General features: G+C 66.8%; 21 protein-coding genes and 1 other RNA gene. 16 read left to right on the top strand and 6 right to left on the bottom strand.

Going from position 1 to position 16554, the window contains the following annotated elements; genetic code table 11:
• Nucleotides 1-36: 36 nt before the first annotated feature.
• The 4 genes from AE618_RS07955 to tkt form a co-directional block, all read right to left on the bottom strand.
• A complete protein-coding gene (locus AE618_RS07955; protein WP_054208504.1) occupies nucleotides 37-1230 on the bottom strand; it encodes a phosphoglycerate kinase in 1194 nt (397 codons plus the stop codon).
• Complete coding sequence (locus tag AE618_RS27890) at nucleotides 1227-1685, bottom strand: hypothetical protein (protein WP_054208503.1); 459 nt, start codon at nucleotides 1683-1685, stop codon at nucleotides 1227-1229. Before AE618_RS27890 ends, AE618_RS07955 begins: the two co-directional genes overlap by 4 nt.
• Nucleotides 1686-1753: 68 nt before the next feature.
• Nucleotides 1754-2764: a type I glyceraldehyde-3-phosphate dehydrogenase gene (gene gap, locus AE618_RS07945; protein WP_054208502.1), complete on the bottom strand. Its 1011-nt coding sequence runs from the start codon at nucleotides 2762-2764 to the stop codon at nucleotides 1754-1756.
• 181 nt (nucleotides 2765-2945) lie between these two features.
• Entirely contained in the window at nucleotides 2946-4943 is a 1998-nt protein-coding gene (tkt, locus tag AE618_RS07940; RefSeq protein WP_054208501.1) for a transketolase, read from the bottom strand.
• Nucleotides 4944-5277: 334 nt separating this feature from the next.
• On the opposite strand from tkt, the gene AE618_RS28780 reads away from it, so the two are divergent.
• From AE618_RS28780 to AE618_RS07915, 6 genes are all read left to right on the top strand, one after another.
• Nucleotides 5278-5667, top strand: a complete 390-nt coding sequence (locus tag AE618_RS28780; protein ID WP_349236429.1) for a DUF4164 domain-containing protein — start codon at nucleotides 5278-5280, stop codon at nucleotides 5665-5667.
• Nucleotides 5668-5679: 12 nt separating this feature from the next.
• Complete coding sequence (locus tag AE618_RS07930; protein ID WP_054208500.1) at nucleotides 5680-6048, top strand: cell division protein ZapA; 369 nt, start codon at nucleotides 5680-5682, stop codon at nucleotides 6046-6048.
• 43 nt (nucleotides 6049-6091) lie between these two features.
• A non-coding RNA gene (ssrS, locus tag AE618_RS27230) (6S RNA) lies at nucleotides 6092-6248 on the top strand.
• 8 nt (nucleotides 6249-6256) lie between these two features.
• Entirely contained in the window at nucleotides 6257-6841 is a 585-nt protein-coding gene (locus AE618_RS07925; protein ID WP_054208499.1) for a 5-formyltetrahydrofolate cyclo-ligase, read from the top strand.
• 271 nt (nucleotides 6842-7112) lie between these two features.
• Complete coding sequence (locus AE618_RS07920) at nucleotides 7113-7937, top strand: TIGR00282 family metallophosphoesterase (protein ID WP_054208498.1); 825 nt, start codon at nucleotides 7113-7115, stop codon at nucleotides 7935-7937.
• A 130-nt stretch (nucleotides 7938-8067) separates the two neighbouring features.
• Nucleotides 8068-8811, top strand: a complete 744-nt coding sequence (locus AE618_RS07915; RefSeq protein ID WP_054208497.1) for a YebC/PmpR family DNA-binding transcriptional regulator — start codon at nucleotides 8068-8070, stop codon at nucleotides 8809-8811.
• A gap of 155 nt (nucleotides 8812-8966) precedes the next feature.
• On the opposite strand, the gene AE618_RS07910 is transcribed toward AE618_RS07915, so the two are convergent.
• Nucleotides 8967-9746, bottom strand: a complete 780-nt coding sequence (locus AE618_RS07910) for a sulfite exporter TauE/SafE family protein (RefSeq protein ID WP_054208496.1) — start codon at nucleotides 9744-9746, stop codon at nucleotides 8967-8969.
• A 195-nt stretch (nucleotides 9747-9941) separates the two neighbouring features.
• On the opposite strand from AE618_RS07910, the gene ruvC reads away from it, so the two are divergent.
• The 10 genes from ruvC to AE618_RS07860 all read left to right on the top strand — a co-directional run bounded on the left by ruvC (nucleotide 9942) and on the right by AE618_RS07860 (nucleotide 16191).
• Complete coding sequence (gene ruvC, locus AE618_RS07905; protein WP_054208495.1) at nucleotides 9942-10454, top strand: crossover junction endodeoxyribonuclease RuvC; 513 nt, start codon at nucleotides 9942-9944, stop codon at nucleotides 10452-10454.
• A 185-nt stretch (nucleotides 10455-10639) separates the two neighbouring features.
• Complete coding sequence (ruvA, locus tag AE618_RS07900) at nucleotides 10640-11257, top strand: Holliday junction branch migration protein RuvA (protein ID WP_054208494.1); 618 nt, start codon at nucleotides 10640-10642, stop codon at nucleotides 11255-11257.
• Nucleotides 11254-11739 carry a GNAT family N-acetyltransferase gene (locus AE618_RS07895; protein ID WP_054208493.1) on the top strand — a complete coding sequence of 162 codons (486 nt, stop codon included), beginning with the start codon at nucleotides 11254-11256 and terminating at the stop codon, nucleotides 11737-11739. The genes ruvA and AE618_RS07895 overlap by 4 nt, the downstream gene beginning before the upstream one ends.
• Entirely contained in the window at nucleotides 11736-12782 is a 1047-nt protein-coding gene (gene ruvB / locus AE618_RS07890) for a Holliday junction branch migration DNA helicase RuvB (RefSeq protein WP_054208492.1), read from the top strand. Before AE618_RS07895 ends, ruvB begins: the two co-directional genes overlap by 4 nt.
• Nucleotides 12783-12858: 76 nt before the next feature.
• Nucleotides 12859-13113 carry a ribbon-helix-helix domain-containing protein gene (locus tag AE618_RS07885; RefSeq protein ID WP_054208491.1) on the top strand — a complete coding sequence of 85 codons (255 nt, stop codon included), beginning with the start codon at nucleotides 12859-12861 and terminating at the stop codon, nucleotides 13111-13113.
• A complete protein-coding gene (locus tag AE618_RS07880) occupies nucleotides 13110-13409 on the top strand; it encodes a type II toxin-antitoxin system RelE/ParE family toxin (protein WP_248310786.1) in 300 nt (99 codons plus the stop codon). Before AE618_RS07885 ends, AE618_RS07880 begins: the two co-directional genes overlap by 4 nt.
• Nucleotides 13410-13411: 2 nt before the next feature.
• A complete protein-coding gene (locus tag AE618_RS07875) occupies nucleotides 13412-13954 on the top strand; it encodes a DUF3828 domain-containing protein (RefSeq protein ID WP_197280711.1) in 543 nt (180 codons plus the stop codon).
• Nucleotides 13955-14098: 144 nt separating this feature from the next.
• Nucleotides 14099-15001, top strand: a complete 903-nt coding sequence (locus tag AE618_RS07870) for a metallophosphoesterase (RefSeq protein ID WP_054208489.1) — start codon at nucleotides 14099-14101, stop codon at nucleotides 14999-15001.
• Nucleotides 15002-15084: 83 nt separating this feature from the next.
• Nucleotides 15085-15489, top strand: coding sequence for a tol-pal system-associated acyl-CoA thioesterase (gene ybgC / locus AE618_RS07865; protein WP_054208488.1), 405 nt, complete (start codon nucleotides 15085-15087; stop codon nucleotides 15487-15489).
• A gap of 42 nt (nucleotides 15490-15531) precedes the next feature.
• Nucleotides 15532-16191, top strand: coding sequence for a TetR/AcrR family transcriptional regulator (locus AE618_RS07860; RefSeq protein WP_054208487.1), 660 nt, complete (start codon nucleotides 15532-15534; stop codon nucleotides 16189-16191).
• 47 nt (nucleotides 16192-16238) lie between these two features.
• Here AE618_RS07860 and AE618_RS07855 read toward each other — a convergent pair whose 3' ends face one another.
• The gene (locus AE618_RS07855; protein ID WP_156330165.1) at nucleotides 16239-16547 is read right to left on the bottom strand and encodes a hypothetical protein; all 309 of its coding nucleotides are present in this window, start codon (nucleotides 16545-16547) and stop codon (nucleotides 16239-16241) included.
• Nucleotides 16548-16554 lie beyond the last annotated feature (7 nt).

Genomic DNA, 16554 nt, shown 5'->3' with positions numbered 1-16554 from the left:
AGCATAAACACGCGCGGCCGCAAGAGGCAGGGGCCGTCAGCCCTTCCGCAGCGCCTCGACGCCCGGCAGGGCCTTGCCTTCCATCCATTCGAGGAAGGCCCCGCCGGCGGTCGAGACATAGGTGAGGTCGTCGGCCACGCCGGCGTGGTTCATGGCCGAGACGGTGTCGCCACCGCCTGCGACCGCGACCAGCGTGCCGGCCTTGACGCGCTTGGCCGCTGCCTTGGCGACGGTGACGGTCGCGGTATCGAAGGGCGGCAGTTCGAAGGCGCCAAAGGGCCCGTTCCAGACCAGCGTCTTGATCGAATCGAGCTTGAGCACGACCTCGGCGACGCTGAGCGGGCCGGCGTCGAGGATCATCTCGTCGGGCGCGACCTCGCCGACCTGGACCACGCGATGACCGGGATGGGCCTTGAACTCGCGGGCGACCAGTGCATCGACCGGCAGCATGATCTCGCAGCCGGCGGCCTTGGCCTTCGCCTCGATCTCGCGGGCGGTGGCGACGAGGTCGTGCTCGCAGAGCGACTTGCCGACATCGATGCCGCGCGCGGCGAGGAAAGTGTTCGCCATGCCGCCGCCGATGACGAGGACGTCGACCTTCTTCACGAGGTTGCCGAGCAGCTCGAGCTTGGTCGAGACCTTGGCGCCGCCGACGATGGCCATGACCGGGCGGGCGGGGTGGTCGAGGCCGGCCGAGAGCGCCTCCAGCTCCGCCTGCATGGTGCGCCCGGCGAAGGCCGGCAGCACATGGGCGAGGCCTTCTGTGGAGGCATGGGCGCGGTGGGCGGCCGAGAACGCGTCGTTGACGAAGAGGTCGCCATTGGCGGCGAGCGCTTTCACGAATTCCGGGTCGTTCTTTTCGTCACCGGCATGGAAGCGGGTGTTCTCGAGCAGCAGGACTTCGCCGTTCTTGGCGCCGGCAATGGCCCGGGCGGCGTCCTCGCCGATGCAGTCGGACACGAAGGTCACGGGCTGTCCCAGCGCATGGGCGAGTGCCGGCACGACCTGCTTCAGGCTGTTCTTGTCGTCGCGGCCCTTCGGACGGCCGAAATGGGCGAGCAGGACCACCTTGGCGCCCTTGGCCGACATCTCGCGGATCGTCGGCAGGATGCGGTCGATGCGGGTGGTGTCGGTGACCTTGCCGTCCTCCATGGGGACGTTGAGGTCGACGCGGACAAGCGCGCGCCGGCCCGCGAGATCGGCGTCGTCGAGGGTCTTAAAGGCGGTCACGGCAGCAGTCTCGGCATCAGGCCCGGCACGCCGAAGCGCAGCACGAGCACGGTGAGGACGACGGTGAGAACCGCAGTGACGATCGCCGTGGTGAAGAGCGTAGCGGCGCGCGGCGTCGCATCGACGCGGTCGCGCAGGGCGGCGATCTCGCCACGGATGGCGGCGAAGTCCATGGTGCCGGCGGCCGCATCGACCTTGTGGGCGCTGCGCTCCAGCGACGCCTCGGCGCGGGTCAGCACGGCCTCGTAGCGGGCGAATTTCTCCTCGATGCGCGCCGCCTTCTCCTCGATGCGGGAGAGCTGGTCGAGCTGGCGCGGGTCGGTGACTGGCGCGGCCTCGGTCGCAGGCGTCGCGCTGCCGACGACATAGGGCGTGCCGTAGGTCGGCGCGGGCGTGAGCGTCGTGGGCAGGGATGCGTCGGCTGTCGATGCGACGGTCGGCTCGATCTTGGCCATGGTCGTTCCGTTCGATTCGAGAAGGGACGAGGCCGCGCCGGAGCGGCGCGGCCTCGAAAGGTGTCGGATCAGAGCAGCTTGCCCATGGCGACGGCGGTGTCGCTCATGCGGTTGGAGAAGCCCCATTCATTGTCGTACCAGGCGACGACGCTGACGAACTTGTCGTCCATGACCTTGGTCTGGTCGAGCGCGAAGGTCGACGAAGCCGGGTCGTGGTTGAAGTCGATCGAGACATTGGGCTGGTCGGTGACGGCGAGGATGCCCTTGAGGGCGCCGCGCCGGCTCGCCTTGAGGATCGCTTCGTTGATCTTCTCGACCGTGGTCTTGCGCTTGGCGATGAACTTGAAGTCCACCATCGAGACGTTGGGGGTCGGCACGCGCACCGAGGAGCCGTCGAGACGGCCCTTGAGCTCGGGGATGACGAGGCCGATCGCCTTGGCGGCGCCGGTCGAGGTCGGGATCATCGACAGCGCGGCGGCGCGGCCGCGGTAGAGATCCTTATGCATGGTGTCGAGCGTCGGCTGGTCGCCGGTATAGGCGTGGATCGTGGTCATGAAGCCCTTGTCGATGCCCACCGCGTCATGGAGCACGCGCACGACCGGCGCGAGGCAGTTGGTCGTGCAGGAGGCGTTCGAGACGACGACATGATCGCTCGAGAGCTGGCCGTCATTGACGCCGAAGACGACCGTCAGGTCGGCGCCGTCGCAAGGAGCCGAGACCAGGACGCGCTTGGCGCCGGCGGCGAGATGGGCCGAGGCCTTCTCCTTGGTGGTGAAGATGCCGGTGCATTCCAGCGCGATGTCGACGCCCAGCGCCTTGTGCGGGAGATCCTTGGGGTCGCGCACGGCGGTGACCTTGATCGGGCCGCGGCCGACATCGATCGTGTCGCCGGAGACCGTCACCGTGCCGGGGAAGCGGCCATGGACGGAGTCGAAGCGGAAGAGATGGGCGTTGGTCTCGACCGGGCCGAGATCGTTGATCGCGACGACCTCGATATCCTTGCGCTTGGACTCGATGATCGCGCGCAGCACGTTGCGCCCGATGCGGCCGAACCCGTTGATCGCCACCTTGATCGTCATCTCAAACCTCTCCTTCGCCTGCCTGTGGCGCTTGCACGCCATTCATGCGGGCAATTCGGCCAAAGCGTGGCGCAACGCAAGTGAAAATCCGTCATTGCGAGGAGCGAAGCGACGAAGCAATCCAGAGCGGCAGAGCTCTACGTCTCCTGGATTGCTTCGCTGCGCTCGCAATGACGGTGTGTCAGCCGTTGTGACGCTTCATCGCGGCATCGACGACGGCTTCCGGCGTGATGCCGAAATGCTTGTAGACCTCCTTGTAGGGGCCGCTCGCCCCGAAGGAGTGCATGCCGACGAAGCCGCCGTCTTCGCCGATCACGGCGTCCCAGCCGAAGCGGACGCCGGCCTCGACCGCGACGTTGATCGGGGCGCTGCCGATGATGGCGGCTTGCGTGGCCTCATCCTGCGCCAGCAGCAATTCGAGCGAGGGCACCGAGACGACGCGCGCCTTGACGCCCTTCTCGGCCAGCAGCTTGCGGGCGGCGACCGCGATCTCGACCTCGGAGCCCGAGGCGAAGAGCGAGACCTCCGCCTTGCCGCCCTCGGCCGGCAGCAGCTCGTAGCCGCCCTTGGCCGAGCGGTTGGTCGCGGTGGCGTCGGTGCGCAGCTGCGGCAGGTTCTGGCGCGAGAGCGCCAGCACCGTCGGCCCCTTGGTGTTCTCGAGCGCGAACTGCCAGGCTTCCGCCGTCTCGATCGTGTCGGCCGGGCGGAAGACATGCATGTTGGGCATGGCGCGCAAGGAGGCGATCTGCTCGACAGGCTGGTGCGTCGGGCCGTCCTCGCCGAGACCGATCGAATCGTGGGTCATGACGTAGACGACGGGTAAGCCCATCAGGGCGGCGAGCCGCATCGAGGGGCGGGCGTAATCGGCGAAGACCAGGAAGGTGCCGCCGCCGGTGCGGAAGCCGCCATGCAGGGTGATGCCGTTCATCGCGGCGGCCATGCCGTGCTCGCGGATGCCGTAGCGGACATAGCGGCCCTTGGGGGTCTTGGGCGTGAAGTCCTGCGCGGCCTTGGTGCGGGTGTTGTTGGAGGGCGTCAGGTCGGCCGAGCCCATGACGAGCTCGGGCATGACCGGCGTGATCGCCTCCAGCGCGAGCTCCGAGGCCTTGCGGGTGGCGACGTTCTGCGGCGTCGCGATCAGCGCCTTCTTGTGGGCGAGGATCGCCTTGTCGAGCTTGGCCGGGATGCCATGGACCTGGCGGCGGTCGAACTCGTCGCGCTTGCGCTCGGACATCGCCTCGTAGCGGCCCTTCCAGTCGGCATGGGCGGCGGCGCCCGCCTTGCCGTAGCCGCGCCAGGCCTTGAGCACGTCGGCTGCGACCTCGAAGGGGCCGCCGGTGATGCCGAGATTCTTCTTGGCGGCGGCGAGTTCCTCGGCTCCGAGCGCCTCGCCATGGGCCTTGGAGGTGCCCTGCTTCTTGGGCGCGCCGAAGCCGATGATCGTCTTGCAGGCGATCATGGTCGGCTTGTTCGACTTCTGGGCACGGCGGACCGCGGCCTCGATCGCGTCGGGGTCATGGCCGTCGACGCGCTCGGCGCGCCAGCCGCACGCCTTGAAGCGCGCGACCTGGTCGACATTGTCGGAGATCGAGAGCGGGCCGTCGATCGAGATGCCGTTGTCGTCCCAGAAGACGATCAGCTTGTTGAGCTTCTGATGGCCGGCGAGCGCGATCGCCTCATGGCTGATGCCCTCCATCAGGTCGCCGTCGGAGGCCAGCACATAGGTGTGGTGGTCGACGATCTTCTTCCCGTACTCCGCTGCGAGCATGCGCTCCGCCATGGCCATGCCGACGGCGGTAGCCAGGCCCTGGCCGAGCGGGCCGGTCGTGGTCTCGACGCCGGCGGTCATGAAGTTCTCGGGATGGCCCGGGGTCTTGGACTCGGTCTGGCGGAACTTCTTGAGGTCGTCGAGCTCCATGCCGGGCACACCGGTGAGATAGAGCAGGGCGTAGAGCAGCATCGAGCCATGGCCGGCCGAGAGCACGAAGCGGTCACGGTCGGGCCAGCGCGGATCGGCGGCGTCATAGGTCATGACGCGGGTGAACAGCACGGTCGCGACGTCGGCGGCGCCCATCGGCAGGCCGGGATGGCCGGAATTCGCCTTCTCGACGCCGTCCATCGCGAGCGAGCGGATGGCGTTGGCGAGCTTGTCGTGCTGGGCGCGGTCGATCGTGGTCATGATGGTCTCAAGTCTCCGTCTGGCGGGGGACGAGGCCGCGGCCACATCCTGCGCAGGCGGCAGGCCGGGGGCGGTCCGAATTCCGATGTCGCGGTTATCGCTGTGAATGGTGGCTCGATTAGGCCGCTGGTCCGCTTCGAGTCAATTCGCCTGGCCTGCTCTCCCTGCGGGGCGCGCTTGCCCCGCCGCCGTCTTTGCTGCAAGTGCGAATACAGCAAGCGGGTGCAAGTCCTTGGGATCGGCCGGCATCGGTCCCGACCGATTCCCGTTTTTCGACGACATGGGCTAGGGTCCGAATCGTGTGAGCCGGCTTCGATCTGAAGGGGGAGCGACGGTGGCGAGCCTGATGCTGGAGAATGCCCTGGCGCGTCTCGACGGAGCGCTGGCGCAGCTCGAGGCTGCGGCGCGGCGACGCGTCGATGCCGAGCGCGGACGGGCCAATCTGGAAACGGAATTGGCCTTGATGCAGGACGACAGGGCGAGGCTGGCGGCCGAGCTCGACGGAGCGACCGCCCGGCTCGGCGATGTCGAGACCGCCGCCGCCGATGTCGACCAGCGCCTGCAGCGCGCGATGAACGTGATCGGCGCCGTGATCGCGCGGGCCCAGCCCGATAGCGAGCCGCAGGTTGGCGATGGCGACGAGCCGGGCGAGCTTGAACCAGCCTATTCGGAACCGGGCGAAGCCGGGGCCGGCCTCCGGGAGCCGGTTCTTCGAGAGCGTTGAGCGGGGAGCGCCATGCCGCAAGTCAATGTCACCATCGCCGGCAAGGCCTATCGCATGGCCTGCGGGGAGGGCGAGGAGCCGCATCTGGAGAGCCTCGCGCGCGCTTATGACGGCAAGATCCAGGAGATGCGCGAGGCCTTCGGCGAGATCGGCGACATGCGCCTGCACGTCATGGCGGCGCTGATGGTCGCCGACGAGGCCTCCGAGCTGCAGCGGCGCGTCGCCAGGTTGGAAGCCGATCTCGCCGCGATCCAGGGCGATGCCGGAGCCGCCGACCAGCGCCTCGGCGAGGTCGAGGACAGGGCGGCCGAGGCGCTGGCCGCAGCCGCCGAGCGGATCGAGGGTATCGCGCGGAGCCTGATTCCGAGCCCGGTGGGGTGAAACCGCACTGGCGCTTTGCCGGCGCATTCCCTACATTGATTTTGCTGGGCTGCCTGGTGCGTGCGAGAACTGTATTCCCGGGCCCATACGACTCCCTAGGGAGCTGTCCCTGACCGGGTCCCTGGACCCGGACACACGGCGCCCACCTACTTTAGTAGGTGTCCCGGGATCGAAATCTCCACGGCCAAGGTGGCTCAGCACTTTACCCATGACCAATCCGTCCTCCTCCGACAGCGCCGCACCGAAAAAGACCGCGCTCCGCGAGGCCGCACTGGCGCTTCGCGACCGCATCGAGATCGACGACCGCCTGGAATGGGATCCGCTCATCGCCGAGCGCGTGCTGGCGCTGCCGGTGTTCAATGACGGCGCAGGCCCCGTCTCCGCCTATTGGCCGATGCGGTCGGAAGCCGATCCGCGCCCGATCCTCGAAGTCCTGCATGAGCGCGGCATTCCGCTGTGCCTGCCGGCGATCGTCGGACAGCGCATGCTGTTCCGGCGCTGGGCGCCCTATGAGCCGATCGTGCCCGGCGGCTTCGGCACGCTGGTGCCGCAGCCGGAGCAGCCCGAGGTCGTGCCTGCGATCCTGATCGTGCCGCTGGCGGCCTTCGACCGGCGCGGCTACCGCATCGGCTATGGCAAGGGCCATTACGATGCCAAGCTCACCGAACTCGGCCCCGTCGTCAGCATCGGCATCGCCTATGCCGCGCAGGAGATCGCCGCCGTGCCCGACGAGCCGCATGACCGGCGCCTCGACTGGATCGTGACCGAGCGCGAGACGATCGCCTGCGGTTGACCGATCTGGCTGGCAATGCCGATCTCGGTAGCCTCGCAGCCCAATGACATCCATGCCGTCATCCCGGACGCAGCGAAGCGGAGATCCGGGATCCATTCCGGAGCCTTGACCGGAGAGGTTCCGGAATGGATCCCGGGTCTCCCTTCGGGCGCCCGGGATGACGCGCGCTTGTTCCATGTGTGTTGGCGAAACGCCGCCGTCTTTGTGCTGCGGTTGATTCCGCGCTGCATTCGCGCGACGGAGGGGTTTGCCTCCTTCCGGACAGTCCCAGATGCGTTTTCTCTTCCTCGGTGATGTCGTCGGCCGTCCCGGCCGGATCGCGGTGCAGGATCGCCTGCCGGGGCTGCGCCGGGCCTGGGCGCTCGACTGCGTCGTCATCAACGGCGAGAACGCCGCCGGCGGCTTCGGCATCACCGAAGCGATCTGCGACGAGTTTCTGGCTGCTGGCGCCGATGCGGTGACGCTCGGCAACCATTCCTGGGACCAGCGCGAGGCGCTCGTCTTCATCGAGCGGCAGGACAGGCTGGTGCGGCCGGCGAATTATCCCAAGGGGACGCCTGGACGCGGCGCCGCCGTGATCGAGGCGGGCAACGGCGCGCGCGTGCTGGTCGTCAATGTGATGGGGCGCATCTTCATGGATGCGCTGGACGATCCCTTCGCCGCGATCGAGCGCGAATTGTCGGCCTGCCCGCTGGGTGAGGTGGCGGATGCCGTGATCGTCGATTTCCATGCCGAGGCGACAAGCGAGAAACAGGCGGCCGGGCATTTCTTCGACGGTCGCGCCAGCCTCGTCGTCGGCACGCATACCCATGTGCCGACCTCGGACACGCGCATCCTGCCGGGCGGCACAGCCTACCAATCCGACGCCGGCATGTGCGGCGACTATGATTCGATCCTCGGCATGCAGAAGGAGGAGCCGATCAGGCGCTTCCTGCAGAAGACCCCGGGCGCGCGGCTCGAACCCGCCACAGGCCAGGGCACGCTGTCGGGCGTCGCGGTCGAGATCGACGATGCGACCGGCCTGGCCAAGGCGGTCTGGCCGGTGCGGCTCGGCCCGCATCTGTCCGAATCCGTGCCGCCCTGGGCTCAGGGCTGAGGCGCAGCGCAGCCGCCCCGCCCTTGCGCGGCTGCGTCCGTCACAGGCCCGTCTTGCATGGGGGTGGAGGCGACGCCTATAAGGCCGGCTTCCGGAGATTTCGCCGCAGCATCAGAGGCAAAGAATACCCATGGCCGGTCATTCCCAGTTCAAGAACATCATGCACCGCAAGGGCAAGCAGGACGCGGTGCGCGCCAAGCTGTTCTCGAAACTCGGGCGTGAAATCACCGTGGCCGCCAAGATGGGCATGCCGGACCCGGCGATGAACCCGCGCCTGCGCATGGCCGTGATCGCCGCGCGCGCCGAAAACATGCCCAAGGACAACATCCAGCGCGCCATCAACAAGGCGGCCGGCGGCGAAGGCGACAATTACGACGAGGTCCGCTACGAGGGCTACGGGCCGGGCGGCGCCGCCGTCATCGTCGAGGCGCTGACCGACAACCGCAATCGCACTGCGTCCGCCGTGCGCTCCTACTTCACCAAATCGGGCGGGGCGCTGGGCGAGAGCAACTCGGTCTCGTTCATGTTCAACCGCGTCGGCGAGATCAGCTATCCGCTGGAAGCCGGCGATGCCGACAAGCTGATGGAAGCGGCGATCGAGGCCGGCGCCGACGACGTCATCACCGACGAGAACGGGCACACCATCCTGTGCGCCTTCGATTCGCTGAACGAGGTCTCGAAGGCGCTGGAAGCCACGCTCGGCGCGCCGGCCTCGGCCAAACCAGTCTGGCGGCCGACGACCTCCGCGCCGCTCGACGAGGAGAAGGCCGCCTCGATGATGCGGCTGATGGAAGCCCTCGACAACGACGACGACGTCCAGAACGTCTTCGCCAATTACGAGATCTCCGACGAGGTGATGGCCAAGCTGGGGTGATGCGGCGTCATTCTCGGGCGAAGCCCTCGGGTCCGATCTTCGATCGACCCAAGGATAAACTCCGCGCAGACCCGAGAATCTCTCGCGGAACGAGGCTCCCAAGGCCTCTGGTCATGAGATGCTCGGGGCAGGCCCGAGCATGACGCGCTTGGTTGTTACCGCCCGTCCACTCCATCCCACAGCGGCAGGCTGACCAGCGCGCTCAGGAAGATCACGGCATAGGCGATGCGGCGGAAAGTGATCTCGTTCGCCAGGCGAAAGCCATGCGTGCCCGCCAACATGCCGGCGCCATAGACCGCCATCAGCGGCAGGGCCATCGTCAGCGCGGTCAGGGTCAGGATGCCGTTGCGCCAGAGGATCGTGCCCGAGATCAGCGTCGAGACGCCGAAGAAGGTCTGCAGATTGGCGCGGGTCTTGTGGCGGTCGTTGCGCTGGGCGCCGAGCCAGAACACGGCGAGCGGCATGCCGCCGATCGAGGCCATGCCGTTGAACAGCCCCGAGAGCACGCCGACGCCAAGCGAAAGCGGGATTCCCGGCCTGCCGTGATAGCGCCAGCCCGAGGCCATCAGCGCCACGGCGGTGAGGATCAGCCCGGCGAGAATCCAGCGCATGGTTTCGCGGTCGAGCCAGATCAGGAGCCAGATGCCGGCGGGCAAGGCGAGCGTCGCGGTCAGCAGCAGCGGCGCGACCTCGCGCCATTCGGCCTGCCTAGCGTTGCGTGCCGCGATCGGCAGGGCGAAGGGCGCGTCGATGCACCAGATCAGCCCGAGCGCGGCGACCGGACCGACCACCATCGAGGCCAATGGCATGAACACCATGGCGAAGCCGAAGCCGGTGAAGCCGCGCACGAGCCCGCCGAGCAGCGTCGCCGCCAGCAGGACAGCCAAACTGGTCGTGGAGACGCCGGGGAAGAGGAGGCTGAGGAGATCTGACATCGGCCTGAGGGATAAGGGAGCAAGGTCCCAGGGAAGGCAGGAGCCATTCGCACCAACAACCTGCCGCGCGCCGGGGCAACCCCCGTCCGCGTGATGCGAGCGATGCGCGGTGTTCATCGATCGGCTGTGGACGGGAAGGGATCGTTAGGACGCCGCATGGAACAAAGCGTGTCCAAGGTTTAGGCTGTGACTGACATGAACCCACCGATTCGCATTCTCGGCATTGACCCCGGCCTCCGAAAGACCGGCTGGGGCGTCGTCGTCAGCGAGGGCAGCAAGCTCGGCTTCGTCGCCTGCGGCTGCGTCGAGAGCGATGGAGCCTTGCCGCTGTCGGAGCGGCTGCGGCAATTGCATGACGGGCTGTCGCGGATCGTCTCATCCTTCTCGCCTGACGAGGTCGCGGTCGAGGAGACCTTCGTCAACCGCGATCCGCAATCGGCGCTGAAGCTCGGCCAGGCGCGCGGTGTGGCTCTGGTGGTGCCGGCACTGGCGGGCCTGAGCGTGGCGGAGTATGCCGCCAACCTCGTCAAGAAGACGGTGGTCGGCGTCGGCCATGCCGACAAGAAACAGGTGCAGATGATGATCCGCGTGCTGCTGCCCAAGGCCGAGACCAAATCGGCCGATGCCGCGGATGCGCTGGCGGTGGCGATCTGCCATGCCCAGCATCGCGGCATGCGCGCGCTGGTCGCGCAGATGCGGGCGGGGTGAAGGCGTGGTCAACGTGGAATTCAATCGTCAGTCGAGGTTTGCGTGACCTTGTTCCAGAGCGCGTCATCCCGGGCGACCGCAGGGAGACCCGGGATCCATTCCGGAGCCTCTCCGAGTCGCGTTCCGGAATGGATCCCGGGTCTGCGCTACGCTTCGCCCGGGATGACATGCGGAGGGGGCAAGGCATGATCGGCAAGCTGAAAGGAATCGTCGATTCCTATGGCGAGGACCATGTCATCCTGGACGTGCAGGGTGTCGGCTATGTCGTGCAGTGCTCGGCCAGGACGCTGCAGCGGTTGCCGAAGCCTGGTGAGGCCGCTGTGCTGTCGATCGAGACGCATGTCCGCGAGGATGCGATCCGGCTCTACGGCTTCCTATCCGACAATGAACGCGACTGGTTCCGGCTGATGCAGGCGGTTCAGGGCGTCGGCGCCAAGGTCGCGCTCGCCATTCTCTCGACGCTCGATCCGGGCGCGCTGGCGACCGCGCTCGCCACAAACGACAAGGCGGCGGTGGCGCGGGCGCCCGGCGTCGGGCCCAAGCTGGCGCAGCGCATCTGCGCCGAGCTCAAGGACAAGGCGCCGGCCTTCGGCCATGTCGATCCGGGCGTGGCGCAGCTCGCCGGTGCGCTTGCCGACCGGAAGCTGCCGCAGCCGGTGGCGGACGCCGTCTCGGCGCTGAGCAATCTCGGTTATCCGCAGGCGCAGGCCGTGGCGGCGGTCGCGGCCGCGTCGCGTGAGGCTGGCGAGGGCGCGGGGACGGCGCAGCTCATCAAGCTGGGGCTGCGGGAGCTGGCGAAGTGAGTGGCGGCGGCCTGACGATCAAGGCGGTCGAGGACAAGTCCGCCTTCCTGGCGGTGATGCTGGCGAGCTGGGGCTCGCACAGCATGATGATCGATTTCACCGTCTATGACTGTGCAGAGCTCGATCTGCTCGGGATCGCCGGCCAGGACGGTGCGTTCATGGCCTATGCGAGCTGGACGATGCATGACGACGTCGCGCTGCTCTGTGCGCTGCATTCGGTGGCGCCCGGGCAGGGCGCTGCGGTCCAGTTGCTCGAAGGGGTCAAAGCGGCCGCGCGGGCGCGGGGTGCCATCAAGCTGAAGGCGATGCTGACCAACGACAACATGCCCGGCATGACCTTCTACCAGAAATGCGGCTTCCGCTTCTCGCGTCTCCACATGGAGGCGATCGACCATTTCCGCTCGGTGGTGCCGACGATCGTGCGGACGGGCTACATGGATATCGAGATCCATGACGCGCTCGAACTGGAGATCGCGTTGTGAGCGAGACCCGCCGCCCCGGCCTGCTCTCCGCCGAGAAGCGCGACGACGACAGCGAGACCTCGCTGCGGCCGCTGTCGCTCGTCGATTTCACCGGCCAGGCGGCGGCGCGCGCCAATCTCCAGGTGTTCATCGAGGCGGCGAAGTCGCGCGGCGATGCGCTCGACCATGTGCTGTTCGTCGGGCCGCCGGGCCTCGGCAAGACGACGCTGGCGCAGATCGTGGCGCGGGAGCTCGGCGTCAATTTCCGCTCGACCTCGGGGCCGGTGATCGCCAAGGCCGGCGACCTCGCGGCGCAGCTCACCAATCTCGAAGAGCGCGACGTGCTCTTCATCGACGAGATCCACCGGCTCAACCCGGCGGTCGAGGAAATCCTCTATCCGGCGATGGAGGACTATCAGCTCGATTTGATCATCGGCGAGGGACCGGCCGCCCGCTCGGTCAAGATCGACCTGCCGAAGTTCACGCTCGTCGGCGCCACCACCCGCGCCGGCCTGCTGACGACGCCGCTTCGCGACCGCTTCGGCATCCCGATCCGTTTGCAGTTCTACACCGTGGAGGAGTTGCAGAGCATCGTCGCGCGCGGGGCGCGGGTGCTGGGCGTGCCGATGTCGGATGATGGGGCCAACGAGATCGCCAAGCGCTCGCGGGGTACGCCGCGCATCGCGGGGCGCCTGCTGCGGCGGGTGCGCGACTTCGCCATCGTCGATGGCGACGCCATCGTGACGCGCGCCGTGGCCGACAAGGCGCTGAAGCTGCTCGATGTCGACCCGATCGGGCTCGACCAGATGGACCGGCGCTACCTGACCACCGTGGCGATCAATTTCGGCGGCGGGCCGGTCGGGATCGAGACCATCGCCGCCTCGCTCTCGGAACCGCGCGACGCGATCGAGGAGATCATCGAGCCCTTCCTGCTGCAGCAGGGCTTCATCCAGCGCACCCCGCGCGGCCGCATCCTGACGCCGCATGCGTTCAGGCATCTCGGCATGCCCGAGCCCAGCCGCGAGGCGGCGCAGTTCGGGCTGTTCGGGGACGGGGAGGCGTGAGCCTGGCTGTTTGCGAGCGCTGCTGCCGAAGCCTATCATGGGAACAGGCGCTGATACGGGACGGAGGTGGGATCGGATGACGCTCAATCTGCCCAAGGATATCGAGACCCTGGTGCTCGCGCGTGTCGAGAGCGGCGATTTTGCCAGCGCGGAAGAAGCGCTACGTGACGCGATGAAGCCTTGGCTCGATGCAGAGCATTCGCGGCAACAGAAGCTGCGCTCGATCAAGGCCAAGATCGCCGAGGGGGACGCCGATCCGGTCGATCTGACGCCGGCTGAGGTTGCTTCTCGCCTCGACAAACTGGCCGAGACGCTGACCACGCGCGCATGATGCCGCATGAACTGGTTTATTCGGCGACCGCATTATCCGATCTCGAAGCGATCCTGAACCATGTCGCGCTGGACAGTCCAAAGCAGGCGCGCCGGTGGGTGGCCGCCATCGAAAGACGCTGCGCCCTCCTGTGCGAATTTCCAGAACTCGGGGTCGAGCGGCCGGATGTCTCGCCGGGCCTGAGGATTTTCCCTTACAGACGGGCTGTCATCGCCTACCGCATTCAGATGACGCGGGTCCGGATCGTTCGTGTCTTCTATGGCGGTGAGGACTATTCGGCGCTGATGGAGGTATGACGATGCAATTGGCTCCGCATACGCAGTTCGTCGCGGCTGCGATGCTGGTGATGTCGGCCACGCTGACGCTTGCCGCCGAGCCGTCTCCCGAGACCCCTGTCCGCGAGGCCTATGCGATCACCATCCGCCAGCTCGCCAGTTCTGGCCCCAAGCCGGTTCCGGCACCTTGGCAGGCGCCCAACCGCGACAGGCTGATGAGCAAGGGGCTGGCGGCGCTGTTTGCGCGCGACGAGCTTTATCAGAAAGAAGCCGGCGAGATGGGCAATCTCGGCTCCGATCCTTTCCTCAGCGGGCAGGATGGCGACGTGAAGAATCTGCGTGTCACCGTGACCGAGGTGCCCACCAACGGACGTTCGCTCGTCACCGCCTCCTTCCGCAGCTTCAAGCAGCCGGTCAGCGTGCGCTTCCGCATGGTCGAGGAGGGCGGCGCCTGGAAGATCGACGACATCATCAACCGCGTCGAGGGCAAGGATTATCCGGTTCGCGAAGTGCTGGCGCAGCCCTATGAGTGCGGCTCCTTCATGAAGAAGCCCTGCAAGCGCTGAGCGTCGGCCGGCGCGGGCTTCACCGGAGTCGCGTTCGGCGCACGCCACAGAATGCGCCGACTGAGATATGTATGAATATCAATATTTTACGGCGCCGATCGTTCGGAGAGCGTCGCGGTCCATCCTGTTTCTGAGGAGCGATGATTGATCACGCGGCGTGGCTTGCTGAAGATCTTTGGGGGGCTCGTTACTGCGGGCTTTGCATCATCTGCCTATGCGGTTGTCTTCGAGCCACTTCTGCGGCTGCGTGTCACAACCCACCGGATTGTACCATCGGGTTGGCCTGAGGGGTTGAAGCTCAGGATTGTCGCTCTGGCAGATATTCATGCGTGTGAGCCGTGGATGAGCGCGCGGCGGATCAAAGCGATCTGCGACCATGCGAATACTCTTGACGGAGATCTGATTGTCCTGCTCGGCGACTATGCTTCGGGCATGAATCTGGTGACGGACTACGTCCATTCGCAAGATTGGGCGCGTGCGATGTCCGGGCTTTCGGCCCCCCTCGGCGTGCATGCTATCCTCGGCAACCACGATTACTGGGAGGATCTGACCTTCCAGCGAGATCCGAGTGTCCAAACGTTCGGGGAAACGGCTCTGAAAGCTGTTGGAATCCCGGTCCTCGTCAATAAGGCGCTGCCACTTCGAAAGGACGGGATTGGCTTCTGGCTTGCCGGCCTTGGTGATCAACTGGCGTTGCTGCCTGGAGCGCGCTTCGGGCGGCGCAGTTTTGCTGGCGTCGACGATCTGCCTGGCACCTTGGCCCAGGTGACCGATGATGCGCCGGTCATTTTGTTGGCGCACGAGCCGGATATCTTTCCACGCATACCAGATCGTGTGGCCGTGACTTTGTCGGGCCATACGCATGGCGGACAGGTGCGCCTATTCGGTTACTCGCCGGTTGTTCCGTCTCGCTTCGGTAACCGGTTCGCATATGGGCATGTTGTCGAGAATGGCAGGCACCTCTGTGTGTCCGGCGGTCTCGGTTGCTCGATCGCGCCGTTTCGGTTCGGTTCACCACCTGAAATCATGGTCGTTGAACTCGGTTAGCGCTTTCATCTTGCAATCGTCGCGCTTTCCGAAGACGTCAGCGATGGTCTATGTGCGCGCATCGTCCCCGTGATCGAAACGCCATGAGCCAGATCCACAGCCTCTCCGTCCGCGTCTACTACGAGGACACGGATTTCTCCGGCGTGGTCTATCACGCCTCCTATCTGCGCTTCATGGAGCGCGGGCGCACCGAGCTGATCCGCTCGCTCGGCATCGAGCAGCGCGAACTCTTCGATGGCGCGACGGCGCTGGGTTTTGCTGTGCGAACGATGACGATCGAATTCCTGAGGCCGGCTGTTATGGACGACCTGTTGACGGTCGAGACGCGTTCGGTCGCGGCGCGCGGCGCGACCATGGATGTCGAGCAGCGCGTCCTGCGGGGCGAAGAGGTGCTGGTGACGGCGCAGGTCAAGGTCGCCTGCGTCGGTGGCGGGCGGGCGCGGCGGATTCCCGACAGCTTGCGCCTGCGGCTGGGGATCGAGAGCTGAGCTGATCGACGGGATGGGCCGCCGCATGTTAGCGCTCGTCACATGAGCTGGAAACGCGACAAGCCCGATCCGACACCGCCGCGCGGCTATCACCATGGCAACCTCAAGGAGGAGCTGGTGCGCGCCGCGATGGGGCTGATCGGCGAGAAGGGGCCCAACGGCTTCACCTTCGCCGAGGCCGCGCGCGTCGCGGGCGTCAGCCCGGCCGCGCCCTACCGGCATTTCCGCGACCGGGACGATCTTCTGGCCGATGTCGCCGCGCGCGGCTTTGCCGTGTTCGAGGCGGCGCTGGCGCGGGCCTGGGACCAGGGGCGACCGGATCCCGAAGCCGCGTTCCACCGGTTGGGCCGAGCCTATCTCGGCTTCGCGCATGACGAGCCGGCCTACTACTCGGCGATGTTCGAGGCGGGCGTGTCGCTCGATGCGAGCCCCGAGCTGCGCGCTGCCGCCGACCGCGCCTTCCAGAACCTCCGGGCTGCGTCCGAGGCGCTGATCGCCCTGCTGCCGGCTGGAAAGCGCCCGCCGGCGCTGATGATGGCGCTGCATGTCTGGTCGATGTCGCATGGCGTCGCCGCGCTGTTCGGCCGAGCCGATGGCGGACGGCGACCGTTGCCGATGTCGGCGGCCGAGCTGCTGGAGGCCGGCATGCTGATCTATCTGCAGGGGCTTGGGTTCAATTCCGGCAAGGATGCGAGCCCGTGAACGATGCCGAGCTCCGCGTCACGGCGCAGTAGCCGCCACGCCGGGTCTCAATGGCAGACGATCCTGATTTTGCCGTTCCGCGTCGTCTCGCTTTCGCAGAGCCCCTGATCGGCCGGGTCGGTTCGCTGCGTGATGCAGCCGGACAGGGCCAGCAGGCCCAGGATGAGGGCCAGCATGCGGGTCATCACGGCGTTGTAGCGGAGCAGACGCCGTGCCGCCACGGCGGGTTCGAGCCCGAGCGGACGGCTCACACCCTGTCGCAAACCGATCTTCGCGCGGTTCTGCGACGTGGTTCTTGACAAACCGCCGGCCTGCATCCATTTATGTAAATGTGATTTACATTCACGCTCTGTCATGGTGAGG

Origin of the sequence: Allobosea vaviloviae, from assembly GCF_001298265.1 — a bacterium.
Classification (GTDB): Bacteria; Pseudomonadota; Alphaproteobacteria; order Rhizobiales; family Beijerinckiaceae; genus Allobosea; species Allobosea vaviloviae_B.
The sequence above is the reverse complement of the archived record's forward strand: the minus strand, read 5'-3'. Positions and strand labels throughout refer to the sequence as shown.